General features: G+C 73.5%; 13 protein-coding genes. 3 read left to right on the top strand and 10 right to left on the bottom strand.

What is annotated here, in order from left to right:
* Window positions 1-25: 25 nt before the first annotated feature.
* The gene (locus MF672_RS40655) at window positions 26-2,941 is read right to left on the bottom strand and encodes an endo-1,4-beta-xylanase (protein ID WP_242378721.1); all 2,916 of its coding nucleotides are present in this window, start codon (window positions 2,939-2,941) and stop codon (window positions 26-28) included.
* 194 nt (window positions 2,942-3,135) lie between these two features.
* Here MF672_RS40655 and MF672_RS40650 point away from each other — a divergent pair, with 194 nt between their 5' ends.
* Complete coding sequence (locus MF672_RS40650) at window positions 3,136-5,388, top strand: pectinesterase family protein (protein ID WP_242378722.1); 2,253 nt, start codon at window positions 3,136-3,138, stop codon at window positions 5,386-5,388.
* Between the two features lie 23 nt (window positions 5,389-5,411).
* Entirely contained in the window at window positions 5,412-5,798 is a 387-nt protein-coding gene (locus MF672_RS40645; RefSeq protein ID WP_242378723.1) for a RidA family protein, read from the top strand.
* 4 nt (window positions 5,799-5,802) lie between these two features.
* Here the strand turns inward: MF672_RS40645 and MF672_RS40640 are convergent, their stop codons facing one another.
* The 5 genes from MF672_RS40640 to MF672_RS40620 form a co-directional block, all read right to left on the bottom strand.
* Window positions 5,803-7,020, bottom strand: a complete 1,218-nt coding sequence (locus MF672_RS40640; RefSeq protein WP_242378724.1) for a cytochrome P450 family protein — start codon at window positions 7,018-7,020, stop codon at window positions 5,803-5,805.
* 123 nt (window positions 7,021-7,143) lie between these two features.
* On the bottom strand, window positions 7,144-9,264 hold the full coding sequence (locus MF672_RS40635; RefSeq protein ID WP_242378725.1) for an ATP-binding protein: 2,121 nt from the start codon (window positions 9,262-9,264) through the stop codon (window positions 7,144-7,146).
* 116 nt (window positions 9,265-9,380) lie between these two features.
* Window positions 9,381-12,614 (bottom strand): discoidin domain-containing protein, encoded by a 3,234-nt coding sequence (locus MF672_RS40630; protein WP_242378726.1) that lies wholly within the window; start codon window positions 12,612-12,614, stop codon window positions 9,381-9,383.
* Window positions 12,611-13,372 (bottom strand): family 43 glycosylhydrolase, encoded by a 762-nt coding sequence (locus tag MF672_RS40625; protein WP_242378727.1) that lies wholly within the window; start codon window positions 13,370-13,372, stop codon window positions 12,611-12,613. Before MF672_RS40625 ends, MF672_RS40630 begins: the two co-directional genes overlap by 4 nt.
* A 212-nt stretch (window positions 13,373-13,584) precedes the next feature.
* A complete protein-coding gene (locus MF672_RS40620; RefSeq protein WP_242378729.1) occupies window positions 13,585-15,603 on the bottom strand; it encodes an elongation factor G in 2,019 nt (672 codons plus the stop codon).
* 176 nt (window positions 15,604-15,779) lie between these two features.
* Between MF672_RS40620 and MF672_RS40615 the strand changes: the two genes are divergently transcribed.
* Window positions 15,780-17,762 carry an APC family permease gene (locus MF672_RS40615; RefSeq protein WP_242378730.1) on the top strand — a complete coding sequence of 661 codons (1,983 nt, stop codon included), beginning with the start codon at window positions 15,780-15,782 and terminating at the stop codon, window positions 17,760-17,762.
* 6 nt (window positions 17,763-17,768) lie between these two features.
* Here MF672_RS40615 and MF672_RS40610 read toward each other — a convergent pair whose 3' ends face one another.
* The 4 genes from MF672_RS40610 to MF672_RS40595 all read right to left on the bottom strand — a co-directional run bounded on the left by MF672_RS40610 (window position 17,769) and on the right by MF672_RS40595 (window position 22,467).
* The gene (locus MF672_RS40610) at window positions 17,769-18,686 is read right to left on the bottom strand and encodes an oxidoreductase (RefSeq protein ID WP_242378731.1); all 918 of its coding nucleotides are present in this window, start codon (window positions 18,684-18,686) and stop codon (window positions 17,769-17,771) included.
* Window positions 18,687-18,707: 21 nt separating this feature from the next.
* The gene (locus MF672_RS40605; RefSeq protein ID WP_242378733.1) at window positions 18,708-19,178 is read right to left on the bottom strand and encodes a hypothetical protein; all 471 of its coding nucleotides are present in this window, start codon (window positions 19,176-19,178) and stop codon (window positions 18,708-18,710) included.
* 84 nt (window positions 19,179-19,262) lie between these two features.
* Complete coding sequence (locus MF672_RS40600; protein ID WP_242378735.1) at window positions 19,263-21,746, bottom strand: PEP/pyruvate-binding domain-containing protein; 2,484 nt, start codon at window positions 21,744-21,746, stop codon at window positions 19,263-19,265.
* A 1-nt stretch (window position 21,747) separates the two neighbouring features.
* Entirely contained in the window at window positions 21,748-22,467 is a 720-nt protein-coding gene (locus MF672_RS40595) for a TetR/AcrR family transcriptional regulator (protein ID WP_242378736.1), read from the bottom strand.
* Between the last annotated feature and the right edge of the window lie 647 nt (window positions 22,468-23,114).

Genomic DNA, 23,114 nt, shown 5'->3' with positions numbered 1-23,114 from the left:
GGGCCCCGGCGCCGCCGCGCCGGGGTCAGGTCAGCCGCAGCACCCCCCAGTGGCTGGTGTCGAGGTAACCGCGGCCGGTGGCGTCGTTCCAGGTGGCGGCGGCGGTGCGGGCCGCGCCGGTGGCGTCGTTGACCTGCACGTCGAAGCCCAGCAGCGCGCCGGGCCGCAGGGTCGCGGTGGGCAGCTCGATCGCGGCCTCCACCACGTAGCCGCCGGGCACGACCTTGGCCACGGCCTTCAGGTTGTCCTTGACGCCGGCCGCGTCGAAGGTGCCGCCGACGGTGAGCCGGCCGGAGAAGCTGACCCGGTACTGGCCGTCGTCGTCGGTGTAGCCCTTGGTCTTGCCGTTGCCGGGGTCGACGAAGATCTCGACCGAGTCCTGCTCCCAGGCGTTCGCCGGCTCCTCGCTGAGCACGGGGTCGGCGACCTGGGCGAGGACGTACAGCGTGGACCCGCTCCACAGCGCGCGGACCGCGGCCGTCGCGCCGGAGGAGCCCTGGATCCAGGTGCCGGTGCGGATCTCCGGCGCGGCCCGCCAGGCGGGCTCGGCGACGCCGTCGAGGACGGGCGCGCGGTGGGCGGCGGTGGTGAGCTTGACGGCGGGCGCCGCGGTGACCTTCCCCGTCCAGGAGACGGCGGTGCTCCCGTCGCGTACGGTGACGTCCACGTCGGTGCCCTTGGGGACCAGGGCCTCGACGCGGTAGCCGGTCGCGGTCGGCCGGACCGCGGCCTTGGGGCCGCCCGCGCGGGTGACGACGCGGGTGACGCCGTCCACGGTGAACGTCACCCGGTCGGCGGCCGAGACGGTGGGGTCGGTGACCTCGGCGAGCACGTACCTGCCGGTCGCGGCGGTGCGGGCCTGGAAGCCGGCCGACACCTGGCCGACGCGGGCGATCGGCGCGTCGGGCAGCAGGTCCCACTGCAGGTCGCGGCGCCCGTCGAGGACGACGTCGCCGGCCGGCGCCTCCAGGCGGCGCACCCGCGGCGGCAGCCTCGACGGGTCGGCGACGGCCCAGTAGGCGGGCTTGGCCTGCAGGTCGCGGTCGAACAGCAGCGGCGCGTTGAGCCGGACGATCGGCCAGGTGTTGAGCCAGCTCACGTCGTCGGACTCGCCCCACACGGTCACCGAGTCGAGGTGCGCGGCCTGCCGGCGGAAGACGTCGAACAGCTCCTTGTAGCGGTGGCCCTGCTCGGCCAGCAGCTCGGCGGGGATGGTGTCGTAGGAGGAGACGAAGTCGGTGTAGACGCTGACGTCCAGCTCGGTGACCTGCTGCTCGACGCCGAGCGTGGCGAAGCGCTCGATGGTGTCCTCGACGGCGGAGGCGGGCGGCTGCTCGATGTTGAGGTGGAGCTGGTGGCCGACGCCGTCGATCGGCACGCCCTCGGCCTTGAGCCGCTTGACCAGGTTGTACAGGGCCTCGCGCTTGCGCGGGAACTCGGTGTTGTAGTCGTTGACGAACAGCTTGGCGTCCGGGTCGGCCTCGTGGGCGACGCGGAAGGCGGTGCGGATGAAGTCGAGGCCGGTGATCTTGTACCACGGGGAGCGGCGCAGGCCGTCGGGCTGGTTCTCGTCCACGACCTCGTTGACGACGTCCCAGACGGCGATCTTGCCCTTGTAGCGGGTGACGAGCGTGCGGACGTGGTTCTCCAGGCGTTTCAGCAGCGTCTGCTTGTCGGCCCCGTCGAACACCCAGGCCGGGGTCTGGCTGTGCCAGGCGAGGGTGTGGCCGCGCACGGTCATGCCGTGCTGGAGGCCGAAGTCCACGAGGGCGTCGCCGTCGGCGAAGGCGAACTCGCCCTCGCGGGGCTCGGTGGCGTCCCACTTCAGCTCGTTGCCGGGGGTGATGCCGTTGAAGTGGCGGGCCAGCAGCTCGCCGTGCACGCCGAGCGTGTCGGGGCGGGTGAGCGCGGAGCCGAGGGTGAAGGGCACGCGGTCCTTCAGCGCGGGGATGTCGGTCTGGATGGGCTTGGGCGCGACGTAGGTCATCGCGAAGTCGTCCAGGTAGAAGGGGAACGTGCCGGTGTCGGACTCCAGGTACAGGGCCAGGAAGTCCACGTCGTACGCGAGCGTGTACGTGCCCGCCAGGCGTACCCACTGGCCGGCCGGCACGTCGGTCGGCGGGACGACGCGCTCGTAGCTGGGCGTGCCGGCGGTGTGCCGCTCGACGGACAGGCCGAGCTTGCCCGAGGGGGTGTCGGGGCCGAGCCGCACCCATACCGACAGGTCGTACTTGTCGCCCTTGCCCATCCGGCCGAGCACGTTCAGCGCCGGGCCGTCCCAGGAGGCCGAGCGGCCGGTGACGGCCAGGCTGCGGGTGCCGCCGTGCGCGGCGTCGGCGCTGGAGGCGAGCGCGGCGGAGGCGCGCGGCGACCAGTCCTGCGCGGTGCCGTCCTCGAAGTCGCTCGCGATCGGCTCGCGCGTGGGGTCGCCCTGGGGGCTGAGCACGACGTCGTCGAGGTAGAACTGCCCGGTGGCGTCGCTGCTCTCGGCGTAGAGCTGGAGGTCGGCGGAGTCGGCGGTGAACAGGTACGTGCCGGCCAGCCGGACCCACTCCCCGTCGGCGACGGTGGCGGCGGCGACCCGCTCGTACGTGGTCTCGCCCCCGGCCGGGGTGCGCTGCACGGTGAGCGCGACGGTGGCGGCGGGCTGCCCGGTGACGAGCCGGGCGTACGCGCTGACCCGGTAGGTGACGCCCTTGACGAACGGCGCGGCGAGGGAGGCGCCCTGCCAGGTCGCGGTGCGCCCGGTGGTGAGCAGGGAGCTCGTCCCGCCGTGGGCGGCGCCGGTGGTCACGGTGACGGAGACGCCGTCGCCGCGCGGGCCCCAGCCCTGGGCGGTGCCGTCCTCGAAGTCGTAGAGGGCGTCGGCGGCGGCCGCGGGCAGCGCGGGGGCGAGGCATAACAGGGCGGCGGCCAGCAGGGCCCGGAGGAGGGTGCGCACGGTGCTCCTGAAAGTTTCAAGGATCTCCCGATAATTTCCAGGCGGACTGTAGAGCCGCGGGTGGGGCCGGTCAACACTCCTGCAACCGCTTGTTGCAGCAAACATGCAGTTTTACTGCATCCATTGACGTGACAGCAGGGTTACGCGAACGTTTCATGCAACCGATTGCCGCACCACCCTCTGCGAGGTTGCGCATGCGACTTCTATTGGTCATCCCCCTGCTGCTGGCCTTCGCGGCCACGCCCCCCGCGCAGGCCCGGACGCGGACGGTGATCGTCGTCGCCGCCGACGGCAGCGGCGACCACCCGACGGTGCAGGCCGCGGTCGACGCCGTCCCCGCCGGGAACACCCGTCCGGTCACCATCCTGGTCCGCAAGGGCACCTACCGGCAGCAGGTCGTCATCCCGGCCGACAAGGCGTACATCTCGCTGGTCGGCGACACCCGCGACCCGCGCGAGGTGGTGCTGACGTCCGGCCTGTCCGCCGCCACCCCGAAGCCGGACGGCTCGGGCACCTACGGCACCTCGGGCAGCGCCTCGTACGTCATCAGCGCCCCCGACTTCACCGCCCGCAACCTCACCTTCGAGAACTCCTACGACGAGGCCGCGAACGGCCCCAGCCAGGCCGTCGCCGTCCGCACCACCGGCGACCGCCAGGTGTACGAGAACGTGCGCTTCCTCGGCAACCAGGACACCCTGTACGCCAACACCGCCTCCGCCGCCACCACCGCCCGCCAGTACTTCCGCGACTGCTACGTCGAGGGCGACGTGGACGTCATCTTCGGCCGGGCCACCGCCGTCTTCGACAACTGCGTGATCAAGTCGCTGAACCGGGGCAGCGCCGACAACAACGGCTACGTCACCGCCGCCAGCACCGAGATCACCAACCCCTACGGCTTCCTCATCTACCGCAGCCACCTGGTCAGCGACGCCCCGGCGCGCAGCGTGCACCTGGGCCGCCCGTGGCCGGCGGGCGGCTCGGCGACCGCGCGCGGCCAGGTGCTGGTGCGCGAGTCGTGGCTGGGCCAGCACGTCAAGGACGCGCCCTGGACCGACATGTCCGGGCTGAGCTGGCGCGACGCCCGCCTGTCGGAGTACCGCGACGAGGGGCCCGGCGCGGCCGTCAACGCCGACCGGCCGCAGCTCACGCCCGAGCAGGCCGCCGGCCTCACCCCGCAGCGGTACCTGGCCGGGTCCGACGGCTGGAACCCGGTGCGCCGCTCCCCCGCGCGCCCCGACCCGTACGGCGTGGGCCGCCAGGCGCTGCCGGCCGGCGACGGCTGGGCCGCGGCCACGACCGGCACCACCGGCGGCTCGGCCGCCCGCCCCGAGAACGTGCACGTGGTCACCACCCGCGCCCAGCTCAAGGCCGCGCTCGCCGACCCGCCCGACAACAGCCCGCGGATCATCTACGTGAAGGGCGCCGTCGACGCCGACACCGACGACACGGGCAGAGCGCTGACCTGCGACGACTACGCGGTGAACGGCTACAGCCTGCCCGCCTACCTGGCCGCCTACGATCCCGCCGTGTGGGGCCGGGCGAGCGTGCCGTCCGGGCCGCTGGAGGAGGCGCGCAAGGCGTCGTACGCGAAGATGGCCGAGCACGTCACGGTCACGATCGGCTCCAACGTCACCCTGGTCGGCGTGGGCCGCGACGCCGCGCTGAAGAGCTTCGGCCTGCGGGTGAGCAACGCCGACAACGTCATTGTGCGCAACCTGACCATCACCGACACCGCCGACTGCTTCCCGCAGTGGGACCCGACCGACGGCGCCGAGGGCAACTGGAACGCCTCGTTCGACAACGTCGAGGTCTCCGGCTCCACGCACGTCTGGATCGATCACAACACGCTCAACGACGGCGCGAACCCGGACTCCGGCCGGCCGCTGTACTTCGGCCGGCCGCACCAGGTGCACGACGGGCTGCTGGACGTCGTGCGCGGCTCCGACCTCGTCACGCTGTCGTGGAACCACCTCAGCGACCACGACAAGGTGATGCTGATCGGCAACACCGACAACCCGGCGCGCTACGCCGAGGAGGACAAGCTCAAGGTCACGCTGCACCACAACTGGTTCGAGGGCCTCGGGCAGCGCACGCCCCGGGTGCGCTTCGGGCAGGTGCACGTCTACGACAACTACTTCACCGGCGGCCCGGCGCACGGCTACAGCATCGGGGTCGGCGTGGGCTCGAAGGTTCACGCCGAGTCGAACGCCTTCGACGGCATCCCGGCGGCCACGGTGCTGACCGTGTTCGGCGGCACGGCCATCACCGCGAAGGACAACCTCGTGGACGGCGCGCCGGTGGACCTGGTGGCGGCCTACAACGCGGCCAACGGGGCCTCGCTGGGCTCCGACGCCGGCTGGACGCCGGCGCTGGTGGCCAGGAAGGACCCCGCGCGGGCGCTCAAGGCGATCGTCCCGGCCGGCGCGGGCGCGGGACGCCGTCTCTAGCGACGAACTGCTACAAAGATCACATGACGACCTATGACCGGATCGACCCGTCCGACGCCCCCGCGCCCCAGGGCGGCTACACGCAGGCCCTGGCGGTCGCGGGCGCGTCGCGGTTGTTGTTCGTGAGCGGCCAGATCCCGGAGACGCCGGACGGGCAGGTGCCCGAGGGCTTCGAGGCCCAGTGCCGGCTGGTCTGGGCGAACGTGCTGGCGGCCCTGCGGGCGGCGGGCATGGACGTGCCGAACCTGGTCAAGGTCACGACGTACCTGTCGGACCGCGCCCACGCCGGGACGAACGGCGCGGTGCGCCGGGAGGTGCTGGGGGATCACCGCCCGGCGCTGACCGTGGTCGTGGCCGGCATCTTCGACCCCCGCTGGCTGCTGGAGATCGAGGCCGTGGCCGCCGCCTGAGTCGTCAGCCGGCCAGCAGCACCGGCAGGGCGAGCGGGCCCTCGGTGATGAGCGACGGCGAGTAGGCGATCTCGCCGGGCTCGACCGCGAGGCGCAGGCCGGGGAAGCGCCGGAACAGGGCCGCCAGCGCGATCCGGCCCTCCAGCCTGGCCAGCGGCGCGCCCACGCAGAAGTGCGGGCCGCGGCCGAAGCCGAGGTGCGTCTCGGGCGCGCGGGAGACGTCGAAGCAGCCGGCCGCGGCGCCGAACCTGGCCGGGTCGGTGCCGGTCGCGCCGAACCCGATCGCGAGGGCCTGCCCGGCCGGGACGGTGACCCCGGCGATCGTCACCTCCCGCAGCGTGTAGCGGAAGACGGCGCTGACGACCGAGGCGCGGCTGCGCATGACCTCCTCCACCACCCGCTCCCAGGAGCCCTCCGCGCGGGCCCTGGCGAGCTGGTCGGGGTGGGAACAGAGCGCGACGACGCTGTTGCCGATCAGGTGCACGGTGGTCTCGTGCCCGGCCAGGATCATCAGCCACAGGATCCACAACATCTCGGTGTCGGACAGCCGGTCGCCGTCCTCGTCCTGGGCCCGGATCAGGGCGGAGGTGAGGTCGTCGGCGGGCTCGCGGCGGCGGCGCTCGATGTGCCCCGCCAGGTGGCCGAGCAGCCGCGCCCCGGCCCGGGCGGCGTCGTCGGGCGCGGTGTCGTGGGACACGAGCAGCCGGGCCTGCGTACGGATCTCCTCGCGGTCCTCCTCCGGCACGCCGAACAGCTCGCAGATCACGATGACCGGCAGCGGCTCGGCGAAGTGCCGCACGAGATCGACCGGCTCGCCCGCCGCCGGCATCCGGGCCAGCAGCTCCTCGGCCAGCTCCGCGACGCGCGGCGCGAGCGCCTGGACGCGGGCCGGGGTGAAGCCGCGCGCGATCAGCCCGCGCAGCCGGCGGTGGTCGCCGCCGTCCTTGTTGAGCAGGTGGTCGCCCTCGATGAGCTGGCGCATCGGCCAGCCGGCCGGGATCGTGCCGTCGTGCAGGGCGGGGAAGTTCTTCGGGTTCTTGCTGTAGTGGGTGTCGTCGTGGGCGAGGATCTCGCTGATGGCTTCGTAGGAGGTGACGAGCCAGGCGTCGACGCCGCCGGGCAGCTTGACGGGCACGACGGGCCCGGCCTGGTCACGGTAGCGGCTGATGGTGCGCGAGCACCGTTCGCCGGGGACGGGGAGGTCGAGCGGAGGGGTCTGCAAGGCGGTCTCCCATGTGCGACGGTCCTCTCACTCTGGGTGATGGGACGGCCGCGGGCCAGGGCCCGAGGGGGTGGCGGGCGGGAAACGGACTCCTGCCTCTTCCGCCACGTAGGAGTTCCAGCGTCACAGGACGGGCCCGCCGTTGGGCAGTCCCTCCCCCTCCGGCTCCAGCGCGTAGGCGATGCCGGCGTCGATGTCGCTGTCGTAGCCGGTGCGGAAGGCGACGTGGTAGGCGTTGTCGCCGAGGGTGTCGCGGGCCTGCCGCTCGCACTCGCGCCGGGCCTCCACCCAGGCGGGCACGTTGGCCTGGGCCTGGCCGTGGGTGCTCCAGATGCGCTGGGCCAGCCCGAGCAGCCGGGCCGCCCGCTGCGCCCGCCCGGCCGCGCCGGCCGCCAGCGCCAGCAGGTCGACGGTCAGCCCGATGCCGAAGCTGTCGTGCAGCCGCCGCTTGACGCGCAGCGCGGCCTGGGCGTAGACGACCGCCGCGCCGAGCCGCCCCCTGCACAGCTCGGCCTGGCCGCGCAGCAGGTCGCCGTGGGAGCGCATGGACAGCTCGCTGCGCTGGTCGCACAGCGCGCGCAGGTCGTCGAGGACGGCGATGGCCTCGTCGATCACGCCGTCGACGGTGAGCGCGTGGGCCCGGCACAGCAGCGCCAGCAGCCCGGCGATGGTCAGCTCCTCGCCGCTCCAGCGCGTGAGGTGCGCCTCCTCCGACTCGGCCATGGTCTGCAGCAGGTCGCCGCGGATGACGCCGGCCGCCGACCGCAGCGCCTTGACGCACTGCCGCGCGTACGGGTCGTCCGCGCCGGCGACGGCCGCGCACCAGGCGGCCCTGGCCTCCGCGCCGGCCGCGTCGCCCTGCGTGGCGGCCAGCAGGCCGTCGGCCCAGAGCGCCTGGACGAGCGCTGGCCCCGGCGGGCAGTGCAGGTCGAGCGCCTGGGCGAGGTAGTGGCGGCCCTCCTTGGCGTAGCCGCAGCCGTACCAGAAGAAGGCGAGCGTGCCGGCCAGCTCGACCGCCGCCGGGCCGTCCTGGGCGGCCAGGGAGGTCTCCAGCGCGGCGCGCAGGTTGTCGTGCTCGCCGACCATGCGGTCGTACCAGGACATCTGGCCGGGGCCGAGCCAGCCGGCGGCGCCGCGCGCGGCCATCGCGCGGAAGTGGTCGCGGTGGCGGCGGCGGAAGCGCTCCTGCTCGCCGAGGTCGCGCAGCCAGCCGGCGCCGTACTCGCGCAGCGTGTCGAGCATGCGGTAGCGCTCGCCCGCGCCGGTGGGCATCCAGGTGAGGATGGACTCGTCGGCGAGGGCGTCGAGCAGCAGCCCGATGTCCTGCTCGGGCAGCCGCTCGTCGGCGCAGACCTCGCGCACGGCCTCGGCGCCGAAGTCGCCGGCGAAGACCGACAGGCGCGCCCACAGCAGGCGCTCGGCGGGCTCGCACAGCTCGTGGCTCCACCCGACGGCGGTGCGCAGCGCCCGGTGCCAGGGCGGGTCGGCGCCGCCCTGGCCGGTGCCCGGCGCCTCGTCGTCGAGCGCGGCGAACCGGTCGTCGAGCCGGTCGGCCAGATGCTCGACCGGGTAGTCGCGCAGCCGGGCGGCGGCCAGCTCGATCGCCAGCGGCAGGCCCTCCAGCCGGCGGCACAGCCGCACGACGGCCGCCTCGTTGCGCTCGTCGACCTCGAAGCCGGGCAGCGCCTCGGCGGCGCGCTCGGCCAGCAGGGCGACGGCGTCGCGGCTGCCGGCCCCGGTGGCGTCGGGGACGGGCAGCGGCTCCACGACGTAGACCAGCTCGCCGGGAACCTCCAGGGGACGCCTGCTGGTGGCCAGCACGCGCAGGCCGGGCACGGCCGCCAGCAGGGTCTCCACGGTGGTGGCGCAGTCGGCCACGAGGTGCTCGCAGGTGTCGAGGACGAGCAGCACCTCGCGGCCGGCCAGGTGCTCGGCCAGGACCTCGGTCATCGGCCGGGTGGTCTGGTCGGTGAGGCGGAGCGCCTCGGCGATGGCGTGCGGCACGAGCGTGCCGTCGTCCAGCGGCGACAGCTCGACCAGCCAGGCCCCGCCGCCGAACTCCGGCCGCAGGGCGGCCGCGACGCGCAGCGCCAGCCGGGACTTGCCGACCCCGCCCACGCCGGTGAGGGTCACCAGGCGCGAGCGGCGGCAGGCCCGGCGGATCTGGTCGAGCTCGCCGCGGCGTCCGATCAGGCTGGTCAGCTCCGGGGGGAGGTTGCCTGCCTGCCACTTACCCGCCATCATGATCGCCACCTAACAGATGAAGTTGTGACAGCAGCTTGCCCGACTTACCGACGATCCGTCACCACAAGTGAGGAAGTAGTTACTCTCCCACCCTGACCGTCCGTCGGCAAGAGCCGTCATGGGCTGTACGCCTTCACCTCCAGGAGCCCGACGCTGCTCGTGCCGTTGCCGGTGAGCAGCACCCGCAGCCGGGTGGTGCTGGTGGCGGTGAACGTCACGGCGTTGTAGGCGTTCTTGCCCAGCGGGTAGGCCGACGCGCCGGGCACGTCGGCGTACGCGCTGCCGGTCCAGTACTGGAGCTTCCACGACGCCGGCATGTCGATGCCCTGGTCGTCGTCGAAGAAGTACACCTCGGCCCGGTTGAGCGTGCGGGCGGCGGGCCAGGTCAGGTCCACCCACTGCTGCCCGGTCTCCGGCCAGCAGCCCCAGCGCGGGTTGACGGTGTCGTTGGACGAGGGCGGGTCGATCCCGTCGTTGACGGCCGCGACGCTCTCCCAGGAGGAGGTGTAGGACGCGCTCGGGGTGGCCGAGGCGGCCTGGTTGGCGGGCGGCGGGGTGCCGCCCCGGTTGTGGACCTTGATCTCGGTGAGGCCGGTCCGCGCGCCGGACGCGGCCGTGGCCAGCACCCGGACGCGCTGGGCGGTGACCGCGGGGAACCGGACCAGGTTGTAGTTGGCGCGCGGCGCGGCCGGCGTCCTGACCTGGTTCGGCACGCTCGTCCAGGTGCCGCCATCGAGGTACTGGACGTCGTAGGACGCCGGCGCCCGGTAGGTGGCGGCGGCCGGGCGGCTGTCCTTGAAGTAGAGCCGGACCTCGTTGAGGGTGCGCGCGCTGCCCAGGTTCAGCTCGTACCAGTCCTGGCCGGCGGTGGTGCCGCCCCAGAACGGCTCGTTGATCGGGAAGCCGTCCACGGCGCCCGCGACGGAGCTGCCCGAGGCGGTGGTGGAGGCGGTGGCGGTGGCGCCGGCCGCCAGGTTGGGCAGGTCGGCGGTGAGGTCCACGCCGGCCTTGGCGAGCAGGTCCACCATGCGGGCGCCGCTCTGCACGACCTGGGCGGGCGCGCGCAGGCCGGGGACGGCGACGTGGTAGGTGACGGCGCCGCCGGTGGTGACGGCGCCGGTCGCCGGGTCCCAGGTGAAGGGCACCAGCGACGACACGGTGGCCGCCCGGCTGCCGTTGACGAAGATCGAGTAGCCTTCGGGGACGCCGGGGTAGCGGACGACGCCGTCGGCCGGGTCGTCCCAGACGATGGTCAGGTCGGCGTTGCGGTAGCGCAGGTTGTTGACGGCGAAGTGGGACCAGCCGATGTCGATCGGCGACAGCTCGACCTTGGCGTCGTTGCGCGGGCGCAGCCCGGCGACGTCCTCGATCACGGTCCAGTTGCCGCTGCCCAGGATGTTGTGGTGGATCCAGGAGCGGTAGGTGATCGACGAGCCGTTCCAGTCGGCCCAGAACTCGTTGGCGTCGGGCCACTGGGTGTCGCCGCCGATGTACTGGGCCCAGGCGTTCCAGTAGAGCAGCTTCTTGTACCAGGTGGCGTCGATCCACTCGTTCGGGTAGTTGCGCAGCACCGACGACAGCAGGCGGAACTGCACGGTGGAGTTGATGGTGGAGAAGTTGTTGCTGCCGGTGCCCGAGGCGGCCTTGTCGGCCTGGTTGGCGGTGTAGAAGGGGAAGACGGGGTACTGGGCGGGGTCGTCGAACAGGCGCAGCGCCTGCTTGTACGTCGCGGTGTCCGGGATCGCGCCGACCGCGAACGGGTAGTAGTTGTTGATCTCCTTCCACGGCACCCACTCGCCGGTGGACTTCAGCCGGTGCTCGAAGAGCCGGCGGTTCGGGTTCCACAGCACGCTGACGATGGCGTTCTGGATCTGCGCGGCGAGGGTGCGCATCTCGTTCGCCTTGGCCGTGTTGCCGGCCGCCTCGTACGCCTGGGCGGCGGCCAGGGCGCCGCTGTACTGGTAGGCGGACTCGGCGCGGTCCATCCGGCCGGGCTTCCAGTGGAAGGAGACGGCGTCGGCGTCGTTGCCGGTCAGGGCGCCCCAGTCGTACTCGATGAGCTTGTTGCCGTCGGTGTCGTAGTAGCCGAGCTGGCCCTTGACGTCCTGCTCGGCGTAGCGGGCGAGGTTGGCGGCGATGGCGGGCTGGCCGCCGTGGATCTGGTAGCTCTTCCAGGCGGCCTCGGCGATGTACTGGGTGTAGCTGTTGGACCAGTTCTCCGGGTCGCCCGGGTTGTCCAGGAAGCGGCCGTTCTTGGAGACCTGGCCGACGCTCAGCCAGTCGCCGTAGGCGTAGGACGGGTCCCGCAGGTACTTGAGGTCGTCGATGTGCATGGGCTGCGTCAGGACGATGGCGTTGTTGTAGCCGAGCACGCCCTCCATCGACGTCGGGAACTGGAAGGTCTGGCCGGGGATGTCCGCGTCGAGGTGGTTGTAGCGCATCAGCCACCAGCGGTAGTAGATGTTCTTCTTGATGCCCGGCTCGGGCACGTCGATGTACGGGACGTTCTCCGCCCACCAGCGGTTGTAGGCGCGCACGTGGGTGGCGAAGGCCGTGGCGGGCGAGTAGCCGGCGTAGGCGTCGTACTCGGTGCGCGAGGCGGGGATCTCGTTCGTGACGAAGCCCATGACGACCTTGACCGTGACGGTCGCGCCGGCGGCGACGGTGACCGAGCGGTTCAGGCCGCCGCTGGAGGCGGTGAAGCCGTCGCCGGTGAGCCTCGGGTAGAGCGTGGTGAGGTTGTTGCGGGCGTTGACCTGGCCGGTCAGCTCGCCGCCGCTGCCGGTGGTGGCGTACGGCGAGGTGACGCGGAGCTGCAGCGTGGTCGAGGCGGAGCCGCCGTTGGTGATGGCGAGGTTGGCCACGGCCACGTTGTCGCCGGTGATGAACTTGGTCTGGTCGATCGTCACCGAGCCGCTGGTGTGCCGGCTCCTCCAGTGGCTGGGCGCCTGCCGGCGGGAGCCCACCTGCTCGGTGAAGGTGCCGGGGGTGACGGCGACGGTGAAGGCGTTGTCGTCGCTGATGCTCTCCCAGTACGCGACCTGCCCGGCGAAGCCGAGCGTGCCGGGCGTGTGCGTCTTCATGAACAGCGCCCGGCCGCGGGTCATCAGCCAGGCGCCGGCGGGGTCGTTGCCGGGGCGGGCCAGCAGCCGGTCCATCCAGAAGTCGGTGCCGGAGCTCTCGGCGTCGTAGATGGCCCGCATGGTGTCGCCGGCGGTGAACGCGGCGGGCGGCGCGGGGACCGCGGGGCCGCTGAAGGCGGGGTAGCCGATGGTCTGGTCGGCGTGCGCGGCCGGCGCCACGAGCAGGGCGGCGACCAGCACCAGGACGAGCGGGACTGCGCGTCTCACGAGAAGGCCCTCCATTCGAGCACGCCGGTCGAGTATCCGGTCCTCGAGGTGACGGACAGCCGGAGCCGGGTGGTGGTGAGCTGGGGGAAGGTGACGGCGTTGAAGGTGTCCGCGGCGGTGCCGGAGCGGGACACGGTCTGGGCGGCGGGCCAGCGGTACTCGACCCACTCGGTGCCCTGGTGGTTCCAGTTGCCGTAGGCGCCGTGGCTGTGGTCGGCCGAGCTCGCCGGGGTGTGGCCGTCGTTGACCGCGGCCGGCGTCTCCCACGGGGAGACGTACGAGCCGCTCGCGGTGGCGTAGCGGACGCAGGCGTGGCCGGGGGTCGAGCAGCCGGAGTCGTTGGCGGCGTAGGCGAGGTGGTAGACCCCGTTGCGCTTGAACATCCAGGGGGCCTCCCAGAAGTTCGTCACGCCGCTCGGGGTGATGACGGAGCCGATGGTCGAGGTCATGTTCGCGGTGAGGCGGACGGCGCGCAGGCCGTAGGAGGAGCCCCGGTACAGGTAGACCTGGCCGTCGTCGTCGGTGAAGACGGTGGGGTCGATGTCGAGCGGCGACGAGCCGGGGGTGCTGTCGCTGATCAGCGGGCCGCCCTTGGCGTCGCGGAAGGGGCCGAGCGGGGTGTCGCCGTCGACCAGCGCGGCCGGGTCGGCCGTGTAGATCGCGGTGGTGATCGGCGCGCCCGCGAGCGCGGGACGCGCGGTGGTCAGGAGGAGGAGCAGGAGTGCCGCGGCGAGGGCCGCCGCCCGTCGTCGTCTCATGGGGGTGTGCTCCCTGTCGTGTTAGCGCTAACAGCCTTTCCAGCCCTACCTAAAAGGTTTTCGGGAACGTAAACGAGAAAGCGGGGGCTGTCAATGCGCCGCTGTTCGGGGGTGCATACGGGATGACGTGGTTGTTCACGGAAGCACGGGCGCTGATCAGCGAGCGGGCGGGCGGTTACGGTTCGATCTTACCGAAAAGGGTTTCGGTAGTGCTACACCCGGCGCTGCACGCGCAGCAGGTACTCCTTGCGGTCCAGCGGGTCGGGGCCGAGGCGCGGCCGGGCGGGCGCCGGGCCGCGCACCGGACGGTAGCGTTCGAAGGCGGTCTCCAGCACGCCCTCGCCCCGGGTCAGGCCCGGCAGGCGCTGCCCCAGCTCGTGCACCTTCGCCGCGGGGATCTCCCCCTCCACCAGGCCCGTCCCCTGCGCGCGCGGCACCGCGCCGAGCCGGGCCAGCACCGGCAGCACCTCGCCCGCCGTGCCGGCGGGCAGCTCCAGCGTGAAGCGGTGCACCGGCTCGCACACCACGGTCCCGGCCCGCCGCAGCGCCTCCATGACGACCAGCGGCGTCAGGTTGCGGAAGTCGCCGGCCGTGCTCGACATGCTCTTGTCGAAGACGCCGCCGGAATGGCTCTGCCGGGCGTAGTAGCCGGAGTGCGTCAGCGTGACCACGCAGTCGATCACCTGCCAGCCGCGCAGGCCCTGCCGCAACGTCTCGTGCACGCTCTCCTCGATCGTGCGCGTGAACGCGTACGGCAGCGAGCCCAGCTCCACCTCCAGCCCGAACGTCACGCCGCTCCCCGGCGGGCCGGGCTCGACGCGCAGGCCGACGGTGGCGAGGAACGGGTTGGGGTCCTTGCCGATCAGCTCGGCGGCGGCCCCCGTGCCGGCCGGGCGCTCGACGCAGATCGTCGTGCTCTCGCGGAAGGCGACCTCCAGGCCTGCCTCCTCGCGCAGCGTGTCCTGGATGACCTCCTTCTGGACCTCGCCGTACAGGGTGAGGGAGATCTCGCCGCGGGCGTCGTCCTGGCGCAGGCCGATGAGCGGGTCCTGCTCGGCGAGGCGGGTCAGGGCCAGCAGCAGCGCGCCCCGGTCGGCGGGGCGGGCCGGGAGCACGACGGTCTCCAGGGTGGGCGGGGCGAAGTGGCCCTCGGCGGCGTGCGGCGGCGGCTCGCCCAGCGGGTCGCCGATCCGGACGGCGTCCAGGCCGCGCAGCCGGGCGATCTGCCCGGCCGCGACCACGCGGCCGTCGCGGCCGTCCCGGTCCTCGCGGCCCTGGCGGCCGTCGCGGCGTGCGGGGTTTTTGGGGGTGTCGCCGGCGTTCGGCAGGTCGATCGCGGTGACGCGGGCCTCGCCGCCGCCCGGCAGGCGGAGCCGGTCGCGGACGCGCAGCGTCCCCGAGTACAGGCGGGCGTAGGCGACCTTCTCCCCCGCCGGCCCGCGCTCGACCTTGAACACCGCGCCCGAGACCGGCCCGCCCGGGTCGCCCTCGGCGGCGGGCAGCAGCTCCCGCAGGCCCGCGATCAGCTCGTCCACCCCGGCCCCGGTGATGGCCGAGCCGAAGAAGACCGGGTGCACCAGGCCCCGCCGGGACTGCGCGGCGAGCGCGGCCCGCAGCCGGGCGGGCGGCAGGGCCGCCGCGCCGCCCGCCACGTACGCCGCCAGCAACGCGTCGTCGCGCAGCGCCAGCACGTCGAGCAGCCCCGGCCCGCCGCCCTCGTACGGCACGAACGCCGCCCCCGGCGTGCCCGCCCCGGCGACCTCCCCCATGGCGGCCACCGGCAGCCCCAGCTTGCCGCCCAGCTCGGCGAGCACGCCGGCGGGCCGCGCGCCGCGCCGGTCGATCTTGTTGACGAAGACCAGCGCGGGGATGCCGAGCCTGCGCAGCGTCCGCATGAGGACGCGGGTCTGCGCCTGCACGCCCTCCACGGCGGAGACCACGAGCACCGCGCCGTCGAGCACGTTGAGCACCCGCTCCACCTCGGCGATGAAGTCGGGGTGGCCGGGGGTGTCGATGAGGTTGACCGTGGTGTCGCCGACGCCGAAGGAGACCACGGCGGACTTGATGGTGATGCCGCGCCGGCGTTCCAGGTCGAGCGAGTCGGTGCGGGTGCTGCCGTCGTCAACGCTGCCGAGCTCGTCGATGACCCCGGCGGCGAGCAGCAGCCGCTCGGTCAGGCTCGTCTTGCCGGCGTCGACATGCGCCAGGATTCCCAGGTTGAGCGTGCGCAACGAACGTCATGTCCTTCGAGTAGTGCCGTTCTTTCGCTGATGGACACGACAGTCGCTCGCATGTCTGCTCCTTTCCCGGATCTCCGGCAAGGAGATCAGAGGGCCCGGTGCCGGGGCAACTCATTTAGCGCCGGGGTTCTAGGGTGGTGTCCGACATTACGAGGAGAGGAAGTCCGGTGAGCGGTACCGGTGAGCTTGCTGTTCCGGCGGTGGTGGACAGTCCGTCCCGGCCGGCGCCTCCGTCCGGTGGGCTGGCGCGCTGGCTGCTGAAGCACCAGGTCCACCCCGTCGGCCCGGAGACGGAGGAGGGGCACGCCAAGCCGCAGCCCTGGTGGAAGGTCATGTGCCTGACCGGCGTCGACTACTTCTCGACGCTGGCGTACCTGCCGGGCATCGCCGCGCTCGCGGCCGGGTCGCTGTCGCCGCTCGCGACGCTGCTGATCGTGGCGCTGACGCTGCTCGGCATGTTGCCGATGTACCGGCGGGTGGCCAAGGAGTCGCCGCACGGGCAGGGGTCGGTGGCGATGCTGGAGCGGCTGCTGCCGTTCTGGCGGGGCAAGCTGTTCGTGCTGGTGCTGCTCGGCTTCGTGGCCACGTCGTGGATCATCACGATCACGCTGTCGGCGGCCGACGCCTCCGTGCACGTCGTGGAGAACCCGTTCTTCCCGGCCTTCCTGCACGGGCACGAGGTCATCCTGACCGTGGTGCTGCTGCTGGTGCTGGGCGGGGTGTTCCTGCTGGGCTTCACCGAGGCGGTCGGGGTGGCGATCCCGCTGGTGGCGCTGTTCCTCGTGCTGAACGCCGTCGTCGTGGCCGTCGGGATCGCCGACGTGCTGGCCACGCCGGACGCGCTGACGCGCTGGGCCGACGGGCTGACCGCCTCGCACGGCGGGTTCGGCGGGGTCGTCGGGCCGGCGGTGCTGGCCTTCCCGCTGCTGGTGCTGGGCCTGTCCGGGTTCGAGACCGGGGTCAGCATGATGCCGCTGGTGGCCGCGCGCGGGGCCACGCCCGAGGAGCGGCTGGGCTCGCGCATCGCCAACACCCGCAAGCTGCTGACCACCGCGGCGCTGATCATGAGCGTCTACCTGATCGCCACCAGCTTCGTCACCACCGTGCTCATCCCGGCCGCGCAGTTCCAGCCGGGCGGGCAGGCCAACGGGCGGGCGCTGGCGTACCTGGCGCACGTGCGGCTGGGCGAGGTGTTCGGCACGGCGTACGACGTCAGCACGATCCTCATCCTGTGGTTCGCCGGGGCGTCGGCGATGGCCGGGCTGATCAACATCGTGCCCCGCTACCTGCCCGGCTACGGCATGGCCCCCGAGTGGGGGCGCGCGGTGCGGCCCGTCGTGCTGGTCTACACCGGCGTCTGCGTCGCGCTCACGATCGCCTTCGGCGCGGACGTGAACGCGCAGGCCGGCGCGTACGCGACCGGCATCCTGGCGATGATGGTCTCCGGCGCGTTCGCGGTGCTGATCTCGGCGGTCCGGGCGCGGCAGCGGGGCGCGGCCGCCGGCTTCACGGTGCTGACGCTGGTGCTGCTGTACGCGCTGGTGGAGAACATCAGGGAGAAGCCGGACGGCATCACCATCTCCGCGCTGTTCATCCTCGGCATCATCGTGATCTCGCTGGTCTCCCGCGTGTCGCGGACGACCGAGCTGCGCGCCGACCGCATCGAGTTCGACGAGGCCGCGCGCCGCTTCGTCACCGACTCCCTCGCCTACGACGGCGCGCTCAACCTCATCGCCAACCGCCGGCAGCGGGGCGACAAGGCCGAGTACGCCGCCAAGGAGGCCGAGCAGCGCGGCATGAACCCGGTGCCCGGCCGGGCCGACGTGTTGTTCCTGGAGATCGACGTCATCGACCCGTCCAGCTTCAGCGACGTGCTGCGGGTGCGCGGCGTCGAGGTGGACGGCCACCGCGTGCTGCGCGCGGAGAGCCCGGCCGCGCCCAACGCGATCGCCGCGATCCTGCTGGCGCTGCGCGACGCGACCGGGGTGCGGCCGCACTGCTACTTCGAGTGGGCGGAGGGCGCGCCGCTGCTGCACCTGCTGCGCTACCTGATCCTGGGGCGCGGCGACACGGCGCCGGTCGTGCGCGAGATCCTGCGCGCCGCCGAGAAGGACCCGGCCCGCCGCCCCGGCATCCACGTGGGCGGCTGAGCGCCGTCAGAGGGTGTGCAGGGCGTCCAGGGCGGCGCGGTCGTCGGCGGGCAGGGTGAGGCCGGCCGCCGCCGCGTTCTCCTCCAGGTGGGCGGGCGAGCCGGTGCCCGGGATGGCGAGCACGACCGGGGAGCGGCCGAGCAGCCAGGCGAGCGCGACCTGGGCGCGGGTGGCGCCGTTGCGGGCGGCGACCTCGTCGAGGACGCGTTCCTGGCCGGCCGTCGGCGCCATGCCGGGCGGGAGCTGCGAGGTGTCGAGGCCGGGCCGCAGCAGCCCGGCGGACAGCGGGAAGTAGGGGACGAAGGCGACGCCGCGCTCCTCGCAGGCCCGCAGCACGTCCTCGCTGCCCCGGTCGAGCAGGTGGTAGCGGTTCTGGACGGCGGCCACGGGGGCGATCTCGGCGGCCTCCTTGAGCTGCTCCACGCTCACCCCGCTCAGCCCGAGGTGCCGGATGAGCCCGCGGCGCCGCAGGTCGGCGAGCGCGCCGAAGGACTCGGCGAACGGGGTTTCGGCGGGGAAGAGCAGGCCGTCGCCGCCGACCCGCAGGTAGACCAGGTCGAGGCGGGCCAGGCCGAGCCGGGCCAGGTTCTCCTCGACCTGCTCGCGCAGCGCGTCCGGCTCGGCGGCGGCCTCGAACGAGCGCCACTCGTCGCGCACGACGCCGACCTTGGTCGCGATGACCAGGTCGTCCGGGTAGGGGTGGAGCGCCTGCCTGATGAGGTCGTTGGCGACGTGGGGGCCGTAGGCGTCGCTGGTGTCGAGATGGGTGACGCCGAGCTCGACGGCCCGGCGGAGCACGGCGAGCGCGGTGCCGGGGTCGGCGGGCGGGCCCCAGACCTGGGGGCCGGGGAGCTGCATCGCGCCGTAGCCGAGCCGGCCGACGGGCAGCTCACCGGCGAGCTGGAACGTTCCACCTAAGGTCATCGGAGCTGGTCCTTTCAGGAGTCAGATGGTGCGGGAGGCCAGCCGGGCGCGGACGGACGCGACGGTCACGCCGCCGCCGGGGTCGCGCTGGAGCTTGCCGCGTACGGTCAGGTCGTGCACGCCCTGGCGGCTGATGCCGAGCACGGCCGCGGCCACCGAGAACGGCACGGCGTCGGCCGCCGGGTGCCCCGCCCGGCGGAACACGGCCCGCCCGAACGGGGTGCCCCACCAGGCGGGCGGCGGGTCGAACGGCCCGTCGGCCGGGTAGAGGGCGCCGACGAGGCGGATGGCGGTGAAGGCGGCGGCCTGGTCGTCGTCGCCGAGCAGCGTGTCGGCCCACTGGTCGGCCTGCTCGCCGAGCCGCTCGCGCAGCTCCTCCCCCGCGCCGAACAGGATGTCGAGCGGGTCGAGCAGGCGGGCGCCGACGATCCGCCTGAGGTCGGCGGCGAGGTCGGCGCGGGTGGTGGTGCGGGTGGTGGTGCGGGTGTCCATGGGGCCTCCGGGCACGGCTGCTTGACGCCCATCATCAAGTACTTGATGCCCGGCGTCAAGTAGCCCGCGGACCGGGCGGCGGCCTCACGTCAGCACTTCGACGGTGCCGCGCTCGCCGTCCACCCGGACGCGGTCGCCGTCGCGCAGCCGCATGGTGGCGTTGCCGGTGCCGACGACGGCCGGGATGCCCAGCTCCCGGGCCACGATCGAGGCGTGCGACAGCGGCGCCCCCAGGTCGGTCACCACGGCCGCGGCGCGCGGGAACATCGGCGTCCATCCCACGTTGGTCAGCGTGGTCACCAGGATCTCGCCCGGCTGGAGCCGGTCGCCGTCCTCCGGCCCGGCGATCACTCTTGCGACGCCCTCCACGACGCCGGGCGCGCCGGGGAAGCCGCTCACCGTGTCGCTGACCGGCGGCAGGCCGCCGCGGGCGTCGTACACGTCGGCCCGCCGGCCGGGGTCGGCGGCCCAGCGCACCGGGTCGAAGTGGCCGACGATCAGCACCGGGTACGGCGGCAGCGCGGCGTACAGCTCGTGGGCGGCCCGCCGCGCCGGCACCCGCTCCAGGGCGGCGGCGTCGCCGCGCAGCAGCCCCAGCAGCTCCTCCAGGTGCAGGAAGAAGACGTCGTCGCCGTGCCCGGTCAGCTCCCCGGCGCGCAGCGTGAACGCCCGCAGCACCCAGAAGGCCCGGATGTTCTCCGAGCGCGTCCGCTCCCGGTCGCGCACGACCCCCGCCCAGCGCCGCACCCGCTCGCGCATCCTGGCCTCCTGGCCGGGGTAGCGCTGGGCGAAGCGGGCCCACGCCTCCTCCCGCAGGCGCTCCTGGCGGGCGAGCAGCTCCTCGGTGCCGGCCCGCAGGTCGCGCAGGCCGGCGAGGCGGGCGTCGATCCAGGACGGGTCCTCGCCGGGGCGCGGCACGGACACCTCGAACTCGTGCGCGCCGCGGTGCCCGTAGGCGGCGGCGAACTCCTCGCGGGTGATCTCGCCGCGGGACAGCCGCGACAGGCCGTTGAGCAGGTCCATGCTGGCCAGGCCGCCGTCGGCGTTGACGCCGGTCAGCATGGCCTCGGCGTCGGCCTCGCCCATCATCTTGCGCAGCCGGTCCCGGGTCCACACGAGCGTCGCGCCGCCCTGGCGGCCGGCGGCCTCCAGCATCCGGCAGGAGGTGACCACGTGCGGCAGGATCTCGCGTTCCCACAGGGCGGCCAGCTCGGCGGGGGAGCCGGTGGCGGCGATCCGGGCGCGCAGCTCCTCGCAGCGCCACCGGGAGCCGGCGAGGAAGGCGGGCATGGCCTTGAGGTTCGTCCTGACGCGGCGTTGCAGGCCGATCGCCATCGGCACGACCCGCCGGAGGATCTCCCACCGCGACAGGTTCACCTTCGGCACGACGAGGCCGGGCGGCAGCTTGCCGAAGACGTTCTCCGTCGCGGCGGCCCGCTTGCTCATGCCCATGGCGGCGGCGATGGTGTGGACGATGCTGAGGTTCATGTAGAACCGGCCGCCGATGTTGCCGACCATGTCGAAGCCGGGCAGCGCCGAGGCGGACATGGCCTCGTGGATGAACAGCTGGACGTAGGACCAGGTGATCGGCGTCATCACGTCGGGGATGGCCTCGCCCAGGTTGCCGGCGGTCCACAGGTACTCGCCCTTGAGGCTGTCGTTCCACTCCTCGGGACGCACCTTGAGCCCGGTGATGGGGCGGGCCTGGAGGACGGCGAAGGAGCCGTCGGCGCGGCGGGCCCATTCCACGTCCATGGGGACGCCGTACAGCTCGCGCACCCGGGCCCCGAGCGCGGCCAGCTCGGCCGCCTGGGCGGCGGTCAGCACCGGGGCGCGGCGCAGCTCGTCCGGGACCGGCCGCTCCTCCGTGCCGCCGGGGACGCGGACGGTCATGACGGTCTTGTCGGAGATCTGCTCGCGCACCACGGCGCCCTCGCGCAGCACGACCGTGTCGGGGGTGACCGCGCCGCCGACGACGGCCTCGCCGAGCCCCCAGGAGGCGTTGATCACGGTCTCGTCCAGCGCGCCGGTCACCGGGTCGGCGGTGAACAGCACGCCCGCCGCGTCGGCGTCCACCAGCTCCTGCACGACCACGGCCAGCGCCACGTCCTCGTGCGGCACGCCCTGCCGGTCGCGGTAGGCGACGGCGCGGGCGTTCCACAACGACGCCCAGCAGCGCCTGACCGCCTCCAGCAGCGTGTCGCCGCGCACGTTGAGGAAGGTGTCCTGCTGGCCGGCGAACGACATGCCGGGCAGGTCCTCGGCGGTCGCCGAGGAGCGCACCGCCACCGGGACGTCGTCGCCGAGCGCCGCGTAGGCCCGCCGGATCTCGGCCGCGACGGCCGCGGGCACCTCGTGCCGGGCGAACAGGGCGGCCGTCGCCTCGGGGTCGCCCGGGTCGATCGCGTCGCCGAAGCCGGCCACGAACGCCCGGTAGGCCTCGGTCGTGACGTGGAACCCGCGCGGCACCGGCAGCCCGGCCCGCGCCAGCCGGGCCAGCGAGGCCCCCTTGCCGCCGGTCAGCGCCAGATCGGCCGCCGCGTCGTCGAGAGGGAGTACAGCCTTCACGTCACCCACGCTCCTCAGCGCCGAGGGCGACCGCCAGCTGACGGCGGGCGACCTCCTCCATGGCGTCCAGAATGTCCAAAGTCGCCTGTGCCACGGCCCGCCTGTCCTGCTCCGGCAGCGCGCGGCCGGTGCTCATGGCCCGCTCCAGCGTGTCGGTGACCAGCTCGGCGATGCGCTCGCCGGACAGGCGCGAGCGCTCGGGCAGCAGGTCGGGCAGGGCCACGAAGCCGTACACGATCGAGCTGATCACGATCAGGTGGTCGCCCGGCTCCTTGCGCACCGCGCCGTGCTCGATCAGCCGGTCGAGGTAGGCGTCGAAGTGCGGGCCGAGCTGCAGGCTGGTGGTGCTGGTGCGCTTCATGCGCGTCAGCTTGCCGAGCACCTCGTCGTCGCCGAGCAGCACCGCGCGCAGCAGCGGGCGGCTCAGCGTCGTGCGGACGAAGCGGCCGAACAGCTCGTGCAGCGTGGCCGGCCGCGTCGCCTTGACCTCCTCCAGCAGGCGCACCCGCTCGCGCCGCAGCAGCGCGCCGAAGAGCTGGTCGCGGGTGCGCCAGTGCAGGTAGATGGTGCCCTTGGCGACGCCGGCGCGGCGGGCCACGTCGTCGATCGTGGTCTTGTCGTAGCCCCAGCGCGCGATCAGCTCGGCGGCGGCGTCGAGGATCCGGTGCGCCCGTTCGAGCTGGCGCGCCGGGTCCTGCGGCGGTCGTCCGGCCTTGGCCATTCCGTCTCACCCCATTTGTTTGACTGGATGAGACTATTTGGTCATTCAATAGACGGCAAGGGGGTCATGGCGATCCCGTACGGCGATCAGTGCTCGACGCCCGGCAGCCGGGCGATCCTGGCGAGGAGGGTGCCGGCCTGCGGGGCGAAGGACGGGTCAGCCGAGTCGGCGGCGGCCCGCAGCAGGCGGCGGGCCGCGTCGACGTCGCCGCGCTCGTACCGGATCTCGCCCGAGCGGCAGGCGGCCTCGGCGACGAGCGCGGGCTCCTCGGTCAGGCCGAGGGTCAGCTCGTAGTAGCGCAGCGCGCCGTCGCGGTCGCCGAGCCAGTAGCACAGCTCGCCCAGGTGGGCGGCGGCCAGCCCCGACTCGGCGTCGCCCGCGTCGATGACCCGCTGGTACCAGGTCAGCGCCTCGGGGAAGTCGCGGTTGCGCTTGGCCAGCGCGCCGAGGCACATCGCGGCCAGCGCGCCCGTGCGCGCGTCGGCCGGCTCGGCGTCCGGATCCGCCCCGGGGGCCGCGGCGGACTCGGCGGCGCGCGTGTACCAGGCGCGGGCCAGGTCCTCGTCCTCGTCGTGGTGGGTGCGGCCGAGGGCCAGCATCGCCCGCGCGGCCAGGGCGGGGTCGCCCGCGTCCAGCACCCGCCGGTA

The sequence above is a fragment of the Actinomadura luzonensis genome (assembly GCF_022664455.2).
GTDB classification, from domain to species: Bacteria; Actinomycetota; Actinomycetes; order Streptosporangiales; family Streptosporangiaceae; genus Nonomuraea; species Nonomuraea luzonensis.
This window is presented reverse-complemented; position numbering and strand designations above follow the sequence as displayed.